This is a genomic window from Enterobacter sp. E1, assembly GCF_016809815.1.
Classification (GTDB): domain Bacteria; phylum Pseudomonadota; class Gammaproteobacteria; order Enterobacterales; family Enterobacteriaceae; genus Enterobacter; species Enterobacter adelaidei.
This window is the reverse complement of the sequence record NZ_JAFBJM010000002.1, coordinates 340889-356403: the sequence shown is the minus strand read 5'-3', so window position 1 is coordinate 356403 and position 15515 is coordinate 340889. Positions and strand designations below refer to the sequence as shown.

At 52.6% G+C, this 15515-nt stretch carries 13 protein-coding genes; 9 read left to right on the top strand and 4 right to left on the bottom strand.

Annotated features, from left to right (window positions below; all coding sequences use genetic code 11):
• Positions 1 to 20 precede the first annotated feature (20 nt).
• From JGF26_RS07805 to JGF26_RS07795, 3 genes are read left to right on the top strand one after another with little or no spacing between them, the layout of a single operon-like run.
• Positions 21 to 1412, top strand: coding sequence for a PTS ascorbate transporter subunit IIC (locus JGF26_RS07805; RefSeq protein ID WP_028016233.1), 1392 nt, complete (start codon positions 21 to 23; stop codon positions 1410 to 1412).
• Positions 1409 to 2239, top strand: coding sequence for a transketolase (locus tag JGF26_RS07800; RefSeq protein ID WP_134707709.1), 831 nt, complete (start codon positions 1409 to 1411; stop codon positions 2237 to 2239). The genes JGF26_RS07805 and JGF26_RS07800 overlap by 4 nt, the downstream gene beginning before the upstream one ends.
• Positions 2232 to 3185: a transketolase family protein gene (locus JGF26_RS07795; RefSeq protein WP_049005858.1), complete on the top strand. Its 954-nt coding sequence runs from the start codon at positions 2232 to 2234 to the stop codon at positions 3183 to 3185. Before JGF26_RS07800 ends, JGF26_RS07795 begins: the two co-directional genes overlap by 8 nt.
• A 44-nt stretch (positions 3186 to 3229) precedes the next feature.
• On the opposite strand, the gene pta is transcribed toward JGF26_RS07795, so the two are convergent.
• Positions 3230 to 5371 carry a phosphate acetyltransferase gene (gene pta, locus JGF26_RS07790; RefSeq protein WP_134707710.1) on the bottom strand — a complete coding sequence of 714 codons (2142 nt, stop codon included), beginning with the start codon at positions 5369 to 5371 and terminating at the stop codon, positions 3230 to 3232.
• 76 nt (positions 5372 to 5447) lie between these two features.
• Positions 5448 to 6650 carry an acetate kinase gene (gene ackA, locus JGF26_RS07785; RefSeq protein ID WP_028016237.1) on the bottom strand — a complete coding sequence of 401 codons (1203 nt, stop codon included), beginning with the start codon at positions 6648 to 6650 and terminating at the stop codon, positions 5448 to 5450.
• A 337-nt stretch (positions 6651 to 6987) separates the two neighbouring features.
• Here ackA and yfbV point away from each other — a divergent pair, with 337 nt between their 5' ends.
• From yfbV to JGF26_RS07765, 4 genes are all read left to right on the top strand, one after another.
• Positions 6988 to 7443: a terminus macrodomain insulation protein YfbV gene (yfbV, locus tag JGF26_RS07780; RefSeq protein WP_028016238.1), complete on the top strand. Its 456-nt coding sequence runs from the start codon at positions 6988 to 6990 to the stop codon at positions 7441 to 7443.
• Between the two features lie 91 nt (positions 7444 to 7534).
• Entirely contained in the window at positions 7535 to 8029 is a 495-nt protein-coding gene (locus JGF26_RS07775) for a YfbU family protein (protein WP_028016239.1), read from the top strand.
• Between the two features lie 11 nt (positions 8030 to 8040).
• Positions 8041 to 8700, top strand: coding sequence for a sugar phosphatase (locus JGF26_RS07770; protein ID WP_049005854.1), 660 nt, complete (start codon positions 8041 to 8043; stop codon positions 8698 to 8700).
• A gap of 76 nt (positions 8701 to 8776) precedes the next feature.
• Positions 8777 to 10609 carry an SLC13 family permease gene (locus tag JGF26_RS07765; protein ID WP_134707711.1) on the top strand — a complete coding sequence of 611 codons (1833 nt, stop codon included), beginning with the start codon at positions 8777 to 8779 and terminating at the stop codon, positions 10607 to 10609.
• A 40-nt stretch (positions 10610 to 10649) separates the two neighbouring features.
• Here JGF26_RS07765 and yfbR read toward each other — a convergent pair whose 3' ends face one another.
• Both yfbR and alaA read right to left on the bottom strand, forming a co-directional pair.
• Complete coding sequence (gene yfbR, locus JGF26_RS07760) at positions 10650 to 11249, bottom strand: 5'-deoxynucleotidase (protein ID WP_028016242.1); 600 nt, start codon at positions 11247 to 11249, stop codon at positions 10650 to 10652.
• A 94-nt stretch (positions 11250 to 11343) separates the two neighbouring features.
• Positions 11344 to 12558: an alanine transaminase AlaA gene (gene alaA, locus JGF26_RS07755; RefSeq protein WP_003861471.1), complete on the bottom strand. Its 1215-nt coding sequence runs from the start codon at positions 12556 to 12558 to the stop codon at positions 11344 to 11346.
• Between the two features lie 936 nt (positions 12559 to 13494).
• Between alaA and lrhA the strand changes: the two genes are divergently transcribed.
• Positions 13495 to 14433 carry a transcriptional regulator LrhA gene (gene lrhA / locus JGF26_RS07750; protein ID WP_028016244.1) on the top strand — a complete coding sequence of 313 codons (939 nt, stop codon included), beginning with the start codon at positions 13495 to 13497 and terminating at the stop codon, positions 14431 to 14433.
• Between the two features lie 630 nt (positions 14434 to 15063).
• The gene (gene nuoA, locus JGF26_RS07745) at positions 15064 to 15504 is read left to right on the top strand and encodes an NADH-quinone oxidoreductase subunit NuoA (protein ID WP_014171000.1); all 441 of its coding nucleotides are present in this window, start codon (positions 15064 to 15066) and stop codon (positions 15502 to 15504) included.
• The last annotated feature ends 11 nt before the right edge of the window (positions 15505 to 15515 follow it).

Below are 15515 nucleotides of genomic sequence, written 5' to 3'. Positions count from 1 at the left end.
CCTGATAAGGCGAGGTGGATATGTTTATCCTTGAAACGCTGAATTTCGTTGTTGATATATTAAAAGTCCCTTCTGTGCTGGTGGGGTTAATTGCGTTAATCGGTTTGGTTGCACAGAAAAAAGCGTTTTCGGACGTGGTGAAAGGGACAATTAAAACTATCCTGGGATTTATTGTGCTGGGTGGTGGTGCCACAGTACTGGTAGGGTCATTAAATCCTTTAGGCGGCATGTTTGAGCACGCTTTTACTATCCAGGGGATTATTCCAAACAATGAAGCGATTGTGTCGATTGCGCTTGAGAAATACGGTGCCGCGACCGCACTGATTATGGCCTTCGGGATGGTGGCGAATATTATCGTCGCTCGCTTTACCCGCCTGAAGTATATCTTCCTGACCGGGCATCACACCTTTTACATGGCGTGCATGATTGGTGTGATCCTGACGGTAGCGGGCTTTGAAGGCGTAGGGCTGGTCTTTACCGGCTCGCTGATCCTCGGCCTGGTAATGGCCTTCTTCCCGGCAATTGCGCAGCGTTATATGAAGCGTATCACCGGTAACGACGATATCGCCTTTGGTCACTTCGGCACGCTGGGCTATGTGCTTTCCGGCTGGATTGGCAGCAAGGTTGGCAAAGGCTCCCGCTCAACCGAAGAGATGAACCTGCCGAAGAACCTGAGCTTCCTTCGCGACAGTTCCATCTCCATCTCGCTGACCATGATGATTATCTATCTGATCATGGCGGTGAGTGCCGGGCGTGAATACGTTGAGGCCACCTTCAGCGGCGGTCAGAACTACCTGGTCTACGCCATCATCATGGCGATTACCTTCGCGGCGGGCGTGTTCATCATCCTGCAGGGTGTGCGCCTGATCCTGGCGGAAATCGTTCCGGCCTTTACCGGCTTCTCGGAAAAACTGGTGCCCAATGCGCGCCCGGCGTTGGACTGCCCGGTGGTCTATCCGTATGCACCAAACGCGGTGCTGATTGGCTTCCTGTTCAGCTTTCTGGGTGGGATTGTGGGGCTGATCATCTGCGGCCAGTTTAACTGGGTACTGATACTCCCGGGCGTGGTGCCGCACTTCTTCACCGGCGCAACGGCGGGCGTGTTCGGTAACGCCACCGGTGGACGTCGCGGGGCAATGATTGGCGCCTTTGCCAACGGGCTGCTGATCACCTTCCTGCCGGTACTGCTATTACCGGTGCTGGGCGCAATTGGCTTTGCTAACACAACGTTCTCGGACGCAGATTTCGGCGCGGTTGGGATTGTGCTCGGCAACCTGGCGCGCTTCCTGTCGCCGCTTGCCATTACCGGGCTGGTTGTGGCGCTATTCGCGCTGCTGGTGGCGTACAACGTCTTCGCGAAAAACAAACCTGCAGGCGGTAACGCGCAGGAAAACACCGGAGCCAAATCATGAATGAGAAAGAGATAACCGAACTCGCACGTCAGATCCGTCTTGAGACCCTGAAATCCCTGACGCAGCTGGGCTTTGGACACTACGGTGGCAGTATGTCGGTGGTTGAAACGCTGGCCGTGCTGTACGGTGCGGTGATGAAAATCGACCCGGCCGATCCGGACTGGCCAGAGCGTGACTACTTTGTCCTGTCGAAAGGTCATGCGGGCCCGGCGCTCTACAGCACGCTGGCGATCAAGGGTTACTTCCCGGTGGAAGAACTGAGCACACTGAACCAGAACGGTACCCGACTGCCAAGCCATCCGGATCGCCTGAAAACGCGTGGCGTGGATGCCACCACGGGATCCTTGGGGCAAGGGATCTCCATTGCCGGGGGAATGGCGCTGTCGCACAAGCTGGCAGGGCGGCCAAACAGAGTCTTTTGCATCGTCGGTGACGGCGAGCTGAACGAAGGGCAGTGCTGGGAAGCGTTCCAGTTTATTGCGCACCATCGCCTGAACAACCTGACGGTATTTGTGGACTGGAACAAGCAGCAGCTGGATGGCGAGCTGGACGATATTATCTGTGCGTTCGACCTGGAAGGAAAATTCCGCGCTTTTGGCTATGACGTGGTGACGGTCAAAGGAGACGATATTCCGGCGCTGCTGAAAGTGACCTCTCTGGTTCCGGCGAAAGATGCTCGCCCAAGAGTGGTGATCCTGGACAGCATTAAAGGGCAGGGGGTGCCGTATCTGGAGCAGCTCAGTAACTCGCACCATCTGCGATTGACCGCAGAGAGCAAAGCGGCCCTCGATGAGACTATCCGCCAACTGGAGGCTACACATGATTAAGGTTGCACCAGCAGGACAGAAAGATGCCATTGAGATGCGTAAAGTCTACGCGAGTTTTGTGGCTAAGCAGATTGAGGCGGGAAGTGAGATTATCGCCCTTGAAGCGGATCTGATGAGCTCTATGGCGATGGATAGCGTGGCGCGTGATTATCCGCAGCATGTGATTAACTGCGGCATCATGGAAGCGAACGTGATTGGTACGGCTGCAGGGTTGTCTCTCACCGGGCGTAAACCGTTTGTTCATACCTTTACCGCCTTCGCCAGCCGTCGCTGTTTTGATCAGCTGTTTATGTCCCTTGACTACCAGCGCAACAACGTGAAGGTGATAGCTTCAGATGCAGGCGTGACGGCCTGCCACAACGGCGGAACGCATATGTCGTTTGAAGACATGGGTATCGTTCGCGGTCTGGCGCACTCGGTGGTGCTGGAAGTCACCGACGCGGTAATGTTTGAAGACGTGTTGCGCCAGCTTATCGACCTCGAAGGCTTCTACTGGGTACGTACCATCCGTAAGCAAGCACCGAGCGTGTACGCGCCTGGCTCGACGTTTACCATCGGCAAAGGCAATGTGCTGCGCGAAGGCACCGATATTACCCTGATTGCCAATGGCATTATGGTGGCGGAAGCACTGGAAGCGGCGCGTCAGCTGGAGAAGGAGGGCGTCAGCGCGGCGGTCATCGACATGTTTACCCTGAAGCCTATCGACCGGATGCTGGTGAAAAACTACGCCGAGAAAACCGGGCGTATCGTCACCTGCGAAAACCACAGTATTCATAACGGGCTGGGTTCAGCCGTTGCGGAAGTGCTGGTAGAAACCTGCCCGGTACCGATGCGTCGGGTTGGCGTGAAGGAGCGTTATGGCCAGGTGGGGACACAGGATTTCCTGCAGAAGGAGTATGGCCTGACAGCACATGACATTGTGTCGGCGGCGCGTGAGCTGCTGTAAATAAAAAAGGCGACCAGAGGGTCGCCTTTTTGTTGCAGTAAAACTTACTGCTGCTGTGAAGACTGGATCGCGGTCAGCGCGATGGTGTAGACGATATCGTCTACCAGCGCACCACGGGACAGGTCGTTCACAGGTTTGCGCATACCCTGCAGCATTGGCCCGATGGAGATCAGGTCTGCAGAACGCTGTACCGCTTTGTAGGTGGTGTTACCGGTGTTCAGATCAGGGAAGATGAACACGGTCGCGCGACCTGCAACCGGTGAGTTCGGCGCTTTGGATTTCGCAACGTCAGCCATAACCGCAGCATCGTACTGCAGCGGGCCATCGATCATCAGGTCAGGACGTTTTTCCTGTGCCAGACGAGTTGCTTCACGGACTTTCTCTACATCGCTACCTGCACCAGAGGTACCGGTAGAGTAAGAGAGCATGGCCACGCGTGGTTCGATGCCGAAGGCAATCGCGGAGTCAGCAGACTGGATAGCGATTTCAGCCAGCTGCTCTGCAGTTGGATCCGGGTTAATCGCGCAGTCACCGTAAACATAAACCTGTTCAGGCAGCAGCATGAAGAACACGGAAGAAACCAGAGAGCTGCCTGGCGCTGTTTTGATCAGCTGCAATGGCGGACGAATGGTATTCGCAGTGGTGTGAACTGCACCAGAAACCAGGCCGTCAACTTCGTCCTGCTCCAGCATCAGCGTACCCAGCACTACGTTGTCTTCCAGCTGTTCACGCGCAACGGCTTCGGTCATGCCTTTGCTCTTACGCAGCTCAACCAGACGTGCAACATAGCTTTCGCGAACCACTTCCGGGTCAACGATTTCGATACCGGCACCCAGTTCAACGCCCTGAGAGGCCGCTACGCGGTTGATCTCGTCCGGGTTGCCCAGCAGCACACAGGTCGCGATGCCGCGTTCTGCACAGATAGCCGCCGCTTTAACGGTACGAGGTTCGTCGCCTTCTGGCAGAACAACGCGTTTGCCCGCTTTACGCGCCAGCTCGGTCAGCTGATAACGGAACGCAGGAGGAGACAGACGACGGCTGCGCTCGGAGGTCGCCGTCAGGGATTCGATCCAGTCTGCGTTGATGTAACCCGCAACGTATTCCTGAACTTTCTCGATACGCTCGTGGTCATCAACCGGTACTTCCAGGTTGAAGCTCTGCAGGCTCAGAGAGGTCTGCCAGGTGTTGGTGTTCACCATGAAGACTGGCAGGCCAGTGGCAAACGCGCGTTCGCACAGTTTGCTGACGCGCGGGTCCATCTCGTAGGCACCGGTCAGCAGGATGGCGCCGATTTCCACGCCGTTCATCGCGGCCAGGCACGCTGCAACCAGGACGTCAGGACGGTCTGCAGACGTTACCAGCAGGGAACCTGCGCGGAAGTGTTCCAGCATGTGCGGAATGCTACGCGCACAGAAGGTCACGGATTTCACGCGGCGGGTATTGATGTCGCCTTCGTTAACGATGGTGGCGTTCAGGTGACGCGCCATGTCGATTGCACGGGTGGCAATCAGATCGAAACTCCATGGTACCGCGCCAAGTACTGGCAGCGGGCTGGATTCCTGCAGTTTAGCCGGATCAACTTTGATGACTTTCGCTTTGGAGGAGTCGTCGAAGATCTCGGACAGATCAGGGCGAGTACGGCCCTGCTCATCAACTGGCGCATTCAGTTTGTTAACGATTACGCCAGTGATGTTGGTGTTTTTCGCGCCGCCGAAGCTGCTGCGAGTCAGTTCGATACGCTCGTTCAGCTGCTCAGGGGTATCAGTGCCCTGAGACATCACGAAAACGATCTCTGCGTTCAGGGTTTTCGCGATTTCGAAGTTCAGAGACTGGGCAAACTGGTGTTTGCGGGTCGGGACCAGACCTTCAACCAGCACCACTTCCGCGTCTTGCGTGTTAGCGTGGTAGTTGGCGATGATCTCTTCCATCAGCACGTCTTTCTGGTTGCTGGACAGCAGAGACTCAACGTGGCTCATCTTCAGCGGTTCAGCCGCTGGCAGATTGGAGTTCTTGCGAACGATGGTGGTGGTCTGGTCTGGCGCATCGCCACCGGCACGAGGCTGGGCGATTGGCTTAAAAACGCTCAGACGAACGCCTTTGCGTTCCATAGCACGGATAACGCCAAGGCTGACGCTGGTCAGGCCGACGCTGGTTCCGGTAGGGATCAGCATAATAGTACGGGACACGGTTTATCCTCTTTCGTTACCGCCGAAATTGGGCGGGTTACAAAACAGCACCGCCAGCTTAGCTGGCGGTGTGGAATCAGGCGGTAAGACGGTTTGCGTCTTGCGCGATGACCAGCTCTTCGTTAGTTGGGATAACGATAGCCGGGCGGGTGCCTTCTTTGTTGATGAAGCCAGACTTGCCGAAACGGGCAGCCAGGTTACGCTCGTGATCAACGTCGAAGCCCAGAACGCCCAGTTTGCCCAGGGACAGTTCACGCACCATTGCCGCGTTCTCACCGATACCACCGGTGAAGATAACCGCGTCCAGACGGCCTTCCATCAGCGCAGTGTAAGAGCCGATGTACTTCGCCAGACGGTGGCAGTAAACGTCCATTGCACGTTTAGCGTCTTCTTTTTCTGCGTAGTTGTCTTCAACATAACGGCAGTCGCTGGTCACTTCGGTCAGACCCAGCAGGCCAGACTCTTTGGTCAGCATCTTGTTGATCTGATCAACGCTCATGCCCAGAGTGTCGTGCAGGTGGAAGATAATCGCCGGGTCGATATCACCGGAACGTGTACCCATCACCAGACCTTCCAGTGGGGTCAGACCCATGGAGGTATCAACGCATTTACCGTTGCGGATAGCAGAAACAGAACCACCGTTGCCCAGGTGGCAAGTGATGATGTTCAGCTCTTCAACTGGCTTGTTCAGTACTTTTGCCGCTTCCTGAGTCACATAGAAGTGGCTGGTGCCGTGCGCGCCGTAGCGACGAACACCGTGCTCTTTGTACAGGCTGTATGGCAGGGCATAGAGGTAAGACTCTTCCGGCATGGTCTGATGGAACGCGGTGTCAAACACGGCCACGTTTTTATCTTTCAGATTCGGGAAGGATTTCAGCGCTTCAGCGATACCGATCAGATGCGCCGGGTTGTGCAGCGGTGCAAACGAGGCAGCATCTTTGATGCCCTGAATAACAGAGTCGTCGATCACGACGGAGCTGGTGTATTTTTCGCCGCCGTGGACGATACGGTGACCAATCGCAGTCAGCTGAGCAGACAGTTCTGGTTTTTGTGCCAGAATAGTGTTAACGATAAAGTTCAGCGCTTCACTGTGAGCGGCGCCTGCACCTAAAGCCGCTTCTTGTTTGCTGCCGTCCATCTTCCACTTGATACGTGCTTCAGGCAGATGGAAACATTCGGCCAAACCAGAGAGGTATTCGTCACCGTTGAGCGCATCGATGATGGCGAATTTCAGTGAGGAGCTACCGCAGTTCAGAACCAGTACTAACTTACTCGACATGGAAGTACCTATTATTGATACGTGGCTAAAAAAACGTCAGTGAGTCTAACAGCGTAACGCATGATGACTCAGACATTTATGATTAACATCATGCCAAACGAACATTCTGGCATGATGAAAGAAATACCTATGATTTTATGCCATTTTGAACATTTTTCAGACAATGGCATAATATGCGATAATTTGACGAGTTAATGATTCTCGTCTATGGCCCTATCAGGCTGGCACAGGATACCCGATACGGGGTAGGGATGACAAAATATTTTGAACGTTGTCATCGCCTGTTGTGGTTTTGCACGAAAATTTTAAATTTTATATGTGAAGTTGAGGTACAGCCATGTCGACACCAGAGAACCCGACCGTAAATTTCTTTAGTCTGTTTCGTCGGGGACAGCATTACGCAAAGACGTGGCCGATGGAAAAGCGTCTTGCACCCATGTTTATAGAGAATCGTACCATCCGCGCAACGCGCTATGCGATTCGATTTATGCCTCCCGTCGCTATCTTTACCCTGTGCTGGCAAATCGCGTTGGGCGGTCAGCTTGGTCCGGCGGTCGCGACGGCGCTTTTCGCGTTAAGTCTGCCAATGCAGGGGCTCTGGTGGTTAGGTAAACGCTCCATCACACCGCTTCCGCCTTCTATTTTACACTGGTTTTATGAAGTTCGCGGAAAACTGGAAGAGGCAGGCCAGGCGCTTGCCCCGGTCGAAGGCAAGCCGGATTACCAGGCGCTGGCCGACACGCTTAAGCGAGCTTTTAAGCAACTTGATAAAACATTCCTCGATGATTTGTGATTGATCATCGAAACGACTATTAAAAGAAGGCACAGTAACAATCAGTTACCGTGTCTTTTTTTTAAGTGCAATGCGCTACAGGAGTCGAAAGATGGAAATGACCCATGCTCAACGTCTGATTTTGTCTAACCAGTACAAGATGATGACTATGCTTGATCCCGATAACGCTGCGCGCTACAGCCGCCTGCAGACCATCGTCGAACGCGGCTTTGGTTTGCAAATGCGCGAACTGGATCGCGAGTTTGGTGAGCTGAAAGAAGAAACCTGCCGCATCGTGATCGACATTATGGAGATGTATCACGCCCTGCATGTGTCCTGGACGAATCTTAAAGATCAGCAGTCCATTGACGAGCGCCGTGTCACCTTCTTAGGCTTTGATGCTGCTACAGAAGCGCGTTATCTGAGCTATGTTCGCTTTATGGTGAATACCGAGGGGCGTTATACCCACTTTGATGCGGGCACTCACGGCTTCAACGCGCAGACCCCAATGTGGGATAAATACCAGCGCATGTTGAGCGCGTGGCACGGCTGTCCGCGCCAGTACCATTTAAGCAGCAACGAAATTCAACAAATCATTAATGCCTGACGGAGGTGCGTGTGCAGTGTAGAGGTTTTCTGTTTGATCTGGACGGTACGCTGGTGGATTCGCTGCCGGTTGTGGAGCGCTCCTGGTGCCATTGGGCTGACAGACATGGCATCGACCATCAGGATGTGCTGAATTTTATCCATGGCAAACAGGCCATAACCTCGCTAAGGCACTTCCTGGCCGGACGCTCTGAGGACGACATTCAGGCGGAGTTCAAATACCTGGAACACATTGAAGCCACCGATACGGACGGCATCACTGCATTACCAGGGGCACGCGAACTGCTTGAGCATCTGAACGAGGCACAGATCCCATGGGCGATTGTCACCTCCGGTTCCGTGCCGGTTGCTCACGCCCGACACAAGGCGGCAGGTCTGCCAACGCCCGAAGTGTTTATCACGGCGGAGCGCGTTAAGCGCGGAAAACCTGAACCCGACGCTTTTTTACTGGGTGCTGAATTGCTGGGGCTCGCTCCGGCAGAGTGTGTAGTGGTCGAAGATGCAGCAGCAGGCGTCCTTGCCGGGTTAAACGCCGGTAGCCACGTTATCGCCGTCAACGTTCCGACGGGTTCCCCCCGGCTGAGTGAAGCGGACTTTGTACTTGATTCTTTGACGGCACTGGCTGTTTCAAAAGCACCAGACGGCGTTGTAACCGTCTCGCTGAAAATGTAATCCCATGATATAGCCCCACCTTGTTGGGGCTTTTTTATGGTAAAAAATTCTCATCTCCCACTGACAAGGACATGTTGTGAACGGTGAACTGATTTGGGTCCTTAGCCTGCTTTTAATCGCCATCATTCTTTTCGCCACGGGCAAGGTGCGTATGGATGCGGTCGCCTTGTTTATCATCGTTGCTTTTGTGCTGAGCGGTACGCTCACGCTGCCGGAAGCCTTCTCCGGGTTTAGCGATCCCAACGTCATTCTGATTGCCGCCCTGTTTATTATTGGCGATGGACTGGTGCGTACCGGCGTAGCGACCATCATGGGAGCATGGCTGGTGAAGGTGGCCGGTAGCAGTGAAACAAAGATGTTGATCTATCTGATGCTGACCGTCGCCGGGCTGGGGGCGTTTATGAGCTCAACGGGCGTGGTGGCGATTTTTATCCCGGTGGTGCTGAGTGTTTCCATGCGGATGCAGACCTCGCCGTCGCGCCTGATGATGCCTTTGAGTTTTGCGGGTTTGATCAGCGGTATGATGACGCTGGTGGCAACGCCGCCAAACCTGGTCGTTAACAGCGAGCTGATCCGGGAAGGATTCCAGGGGTTCAGTTTTTTCAGCGTCACCCCGCTTGGGTTGGTCATTCTTCTGTTGGGCGTGGTCTACATGCTGCTGACCCGTTTTGCTCTGAAAGGGGAAAAGCAGGATAAAACCAAAGAGGGCTGGAAGCGACGTACCTTCCGCGATCTGATCAAAGAGTACCGCCTCACAGGGCGTGCGCGCCGTCTGGCCATTCGCCCCGGTTCGCCGATGGTTGGGCAGCGGCTTGACGACCTGAGGCTGCGTGAACGTTATGGCGCGAATGTGATCGGTGTAGAGCGCTGGCGTCGTTTTCGTCGGGTTATCGTCAACGTTAACGGGGTTTCGGAATTTCGTGCGCGGGATGTCCTGCTGATTGATATGTCCACCGCAGATGTGGATCTGCGTGAATTCTGCAGCGAGCAAATGCTGGAGCCGATGGTACTTCGCGGAGAGTATTTCTCAGACCAGGCGCTCGATGTCGGCATGGCCGAAGTGTCGCTGATCCCGGAATCGGAACTACTGGGCAAAACCGTGCGCGAAATCGGCTTCCGAACCCGCTATGGTTTAAACGTGGTGGGATTGAAGCGTGATGGCGTCGCGATGGATGGGGCCGTCGTGGATGAGCCTATCCAGTTGGGGGATATTTTTCTGGTCGTCGGTAACTGGAAGCTCATCAGCCAGCTCGGGCAAAAAGGGCGTGATTTTGTGGTGCTCAACATGCCAGTTGAGGAGAGCGATGCCTCTCCGGCCCACAGTCAGGCTCCCCACGCCATTTTTTGTCTGGTGCTAATGGTAGCGCTGATGCTGACCGATGAAATACCTAACCCTGTGGCGGCGATTATTGCCTGTTTACTGATGGGAAAATTCCGCTGTATTGACGCCGAAAGTGCGTATAAAGCGATTCACTGGCCGAGCATTATTCTCATCGTCGGGATGATGCCCTTCGCCCTGGCGCTGCAAAAAACCGGCGGGGTAGATCTGATCGTTAAAGGTTTGATGGACGTTGGCGGCGGGTATGGGCCGTACATGATGATGGTCTGCCTGTTTATTATGTGCGCCACCATCGGTCTGTTTATCTCAAACACCGCGACGGCGGTATTGATGGCGCCAATTGCGCTGGCGATGGCGAAATCCATGGGCGTGTCGCCGTATCCCTTTGCGATGATGGTGGCGATGGCGGCATCAGCAGCGTTTATGACGCCAGTCTCTTCACCGGTCAATACCCTGGTACTGGGGCCGGGGAACTACCGATTCAGCGATTTTGTGAAACTGGGCGTGCCGTTCACCGTGCTGGTGATGCTGGTGTGCGTGCTATTGATACCGGTCCTGTTCCCGTTCTGAGAATTTTGCCGGGTAAGGCGAAGCCGCCACCCGGCAAAAGTTACAACGGTGAATCCTGGCTAATCTCGTCCAGCGATAAATGGAAGCTCGGTACAAACACCTGCATAAAATAATCCATCTCTTCGCTGCGGCGGGATTCCAGCGTTTTCTCCAGACGTGTTTTCGCCAGTAAAAATTCGTTGTTTCCTGCAGAGAGTTCTTCCAGACACTTCAGGTAGGCGCATAGCGCGTCGGCCTGTTTGACCAGCGACTTTTCATCTTCCGTGTACTGATGCTCATCGATCAGTGGCTCAAAGATATCGCGTAACTCCTCAGGCACCATATCGATCAGCTTCTGCTGGGCAATTTTCTCGATGGCCTTATATTCCTGCGCAATCTGCGAGTTGAAATATTTCACCGGCGTAGGTAGATCGCCGGTCAGCACTTCAGACGCGTCATGGTACATCGCCAGCAGGGCAATGCGTTCCGCGTTGACCTGGCCGTTAAATTTGCGGTTTTTAATGGCGGCCAGCGCGTGAGCAACCATGGCAACCTGCAAACTGTGCTCCGATACATTCTCAGTGCGCACGTTGCGCATCAGCGGCCAGCGGTTGATGAGTTTCAGGCGGGAGAGGTGGGCAAAGAAATGACTCTGACTCATAAGGTACCTTTTGTCTTCACTGCGACAGACTTCATTGTGCGGGGAGGGGAGGGAAGATGCAAATCAGGCTACCGAGGTAGCCTGATTTTTAAGATTACTGATGATAGCCGGAAAGGAATCGCCCGAATCTGCTGATGGCCATTTCGAGATCGTCTTCGCGCGGCAGCGTCACGATACGCACGTGATCCGGCCACGGCCAGTTAAACGCCGTCCCCTGAACCAGCAGCACTTTTTCCTGCAGCAGGAAATCGAGCACCATTTTCTGGTCGTCATGAATATTGAAGCGCTTCGCGTCAATTTTCGGGAACATATAGAGCGCGCCATTCGGCTTCACGCACGAAACGCCAGGGATGTCGTTGATCAGTTCCCATGCGCGGTTACGCTGTTCGTACAGACGACCGCCAGGGACAATAAACTCGCTGATGCTCTGATAGCCACCGAGCGCCGTCTGGATCGCGTGCTGCGCCGGTACGTTGGCACATAAACGCATGGAGGCCAGCATCTCCAGCCCTTCAATATAGCCTTTGGCGTGTTTTTTCGGGCCGTTCAATACCATCCAGCCCTGACGGAAACCGGCCACTCGGTAGGTTTTAGACAGACCGTTAAAGGTCACGGTCAGCAAGTCTGGTGCCAGCGCGGCGATAGAGTGATGCTGCGCCGCGTCGTACAGGATCTTGTCGTAAATTTCGTCGGCAAAGATGATCAGGTTGTGCTGACGGGCGATCTCGACGATCTCCATCAGGAGTTCTTTGGAATAGACCGCACCCGTAGGGTTGTTCGGGTTAATAATCACGATGCCACGCGTACGAGGGGTGATTTTCGCGCGAATATCATCGAGATCCGGGAACCAGTCAGAAGACTCGTCGCACAGGTAGTGCACCGCTTTCCCACTGGACAAGGATACGGCTGCCGTCCAAAGCGGGTAGTCCGGCGCAGGTACCAGCATCTCGTCGCCGCTGTTCAGCAGCGCCTGCATCGCCTGCACGATCAGTTCAGAGACGCCGTTACCAATATAGATATCTTCAACGGTAACATCACGCATACCGCGAGCCTGATAGTGCTGCATGATAGCTTTACGCGCGGAGTAAAGTCCTTTTGAATCGCAATAGCCTTGTGCGGTGGGTAGGTTGCGGATCACATCAACCAGAATTTCATCCGGCGCTTCAAAACCAAATGGCGCAGGGTTACCAATGTTGAGTTTAAGAACCTTATTGCCTTCTTCTTCCAGGCGTTTTGCCTCTTTCAGAACCGGGCCACGGATGTCATAACAGACGTTATCTAGCTTGCTGGATTTTTCGATAGGGGACATGAACCTTAACCTTTTTGCTATTATTGCCACTCCCTGCCGTGGAAGTTAGCACGGAATAATGTACTCCCCCCTCGCTTCGTTTTGAAGGGTGTGCAGTAGAAGATTTTGTGAAGAGAGCAAAAGTCTGGTGAATCTATTTCGCTATAGATGTGCCTCTTTACTGTCTTAAAGTTATGCGCACAGCACATGCTTAGGTTAATTGTACTGTTCATTTGGAAAAATGCTGTATATTGTGCTGGCGAAAATAACTGGCGAGCGGCTCCGAGTGGGAAGTCACGCTGCGTGACTTTTCGTAAAACCTGAATGCTTGCTACATTTGACCGTAATAGCATGATGTGGCTAAAAGTTACTCATGTGAAATTAATGTTAAGCATTATTAATGAAAGACCTTAATCTAAATTAAAATTTATTTATTATTAACGAACAAAATGCAACTTTAGTTAATATTAATAAAATCAGTTTAGAAGGTTAACAACCCGTTTTAATCCGCAATATTGCAATAAGACTTATAAATAAAGTGGATTTGGGTTAAGATGTCTTTCAGGAAAGCAGGCAACAGATGCATATGTTTTGTTTATCTGGAACTGCTTATCTGAATTAATTGATTGTTATTGTTGGAGTTATCTCTGGCTGGGATGTGTCGAACATTTCCCGCTACGTTGACAGCGCTGCGATATAGATGGCAGAAAAGGTGTTGTACCTTTAATGTAATTTACATAACCCTGCGAACATCTAAATATCCTGAACGTTTAAGAGAATAAAAATAACGTCATGAAACGTGCTTTCTGACTGTTGATATAAAGCAGCACAATAACTATCTGTCAGGCAGTCTGCCGGGCCGGGATGCGAGGGAAAACCTTCAGAGGGAATTGCTTAACTGTTACACACAGCTTCAACCCGGGCAGCTCCGCACGAGCAACCTGAAAGTGAATAGATATGATAAATGCAAATCGTCCGATAATGAATCTCGACCTCGATCTGCTGAGAACGTTTGTTGCGGTCGCCGATCTCAACACTTTTGCAGCTGCTGCTGCCGCCGTTTGCCGAACCCAGTCCGCCGTTAGCCAGCAAATGCAGCGGCTGGAGCAACTGGTTGGTAAAGAGCTTTTTGCCCGTCATGGGCGTAATAAGCTCTTAACGGAACACGGTATTCAGCTTCTGGGTTATGCCAGGAAAATTCTTCGCTTTAATGATGAAGCATGTATGTCATTAATGTTTAGCAACCTCCAGGGGGTGTTAACCTTAGGGGCATCTGATGAGTCAGCAGATACGATATTGCCGTTCCTTCTCAATCGAATTAGTTCGGTTTATCCGAAGCTTGCGCTGGATGTGAGCGTAAAACGCAATGCCTTTATGGTTGAGATGTTAGATGAGAAAAAGGTCGACCTGGTGGTCACCACGCATCGTCCCGGGCAGTTTGATTGCCTGACGTTGCGTACATCGCCAACGCACTGGTATTGCGCAGCAGAATATGTGCTGCAAAAAGGGGAGCCTGTTCCACTGGTTTTACTGGATGACCCAAGTCCTTTCCGCGATATGGTGCTGACGGCGTTAAATGAAGCCAATATTCCGTGGCGTTTAGCGTATGTGGCTTCCACGTTGCCAGCGGTTCGCGCTGCTGTGAAAGCAGGGCTTGGCGTAACGGCACGCCCGGTAGAGATGATGAGCCCTGATCTGCGTGTGTTGGGTAAGTCTGATGGTCTTCCGGTGTTGCCCGATACGGAATATCTGCTTTGCCACAACTCGTCCACCCATAACGAGCTGGCGAAAGTGGTGTTCGAGGCAATGGAAAACTACCATAACCCGTGGCAGTTCGAACACGTTACCTCCGAAGGGGGGGATGATTCCCTGATCGTTGAAGGTGATTTTGAGTGATCAATAGCTCAAAATTCTGGTAACAAAATGTAAGTGTAAAAAAAAGCCGCTCATGCCATTTTCGCATGCAGTGGCTTTTTTTTGGCAATAATACCCGCTTATGACGCATGGATTTTCAGGATACTCTCTATTTATCAATAGGCTAAATGCTTTTGCTTAAAACTTGTCCGTTTCCCGTTCTAACTTCATCCACATCTCTCCCATGTTAAAAAAACAGGAAATATGTTGCCGTTTTTCCGGTTGAATTAACAAAAGCGTGTCGCAGATCAAGAAAATACTCCTATTTGGGGGGAGGAATCGCTGGCAAATCCTGTCAAAATAGGAGGGTTATTTTTTTTACTTCCGAAACGGACACGATTCAACAACATACATTTGACGGAAAGTCATGCACCCACCAGGGTTAAAGGGCACCAAATGTTAATGAGAATCGCTCGATGTAATTTAATGTGAAGAAACCTTTGTTAAAGTTGACAATAGGTTATAGAAAGGAGTAAAAAACCCCATCATTTTGCTGTCTCCGTCTCATTTCTGACAGTTAGTGTAAGGTTATTTGTTCCTCCCCATGAATCGATGTGATGCCCATCTGCCAGCAAGAGCAGTGTCGTAGGTATCACTTTTGATGAGTAAGCAATGAGTATGTCAACATCCACAGAAGTCATCGCTCATCACTGGGCATTCGCAATCTTTCTTATTGTAGCCATTGGCCTGTGCTGCCTGATGTTAGTCGGCGGCTGGTTCCTGGGCGGTCGCGCCCGTGCAAGGCACAAAAACACACCTTTCGAATCAGGTATTGATTCAGTAGGTTCCGCTCGCTTACGCCTGTCTGCCAAGTTCTATCTGGTAGCCATGTTCTTCGTCATCTTTGACGTGGAAGCGCTTTACCTTTTCGCATGGTCAACGTCCATCCGCGAAAGTGGTTGGGTGGGCTTTGTCGAGGCCGCAATTTTCATTTTAGTGCTACTGGCCGGTCTGGTTTATCTGGTGCGCATTGGCGCGCTTGACTGGACGCCTGCGCGTTCACGTCGTGAACACATCAACCCGGAAAACAGTATCTCTAATCGTCAGCAGTAACAGCGAGGCAA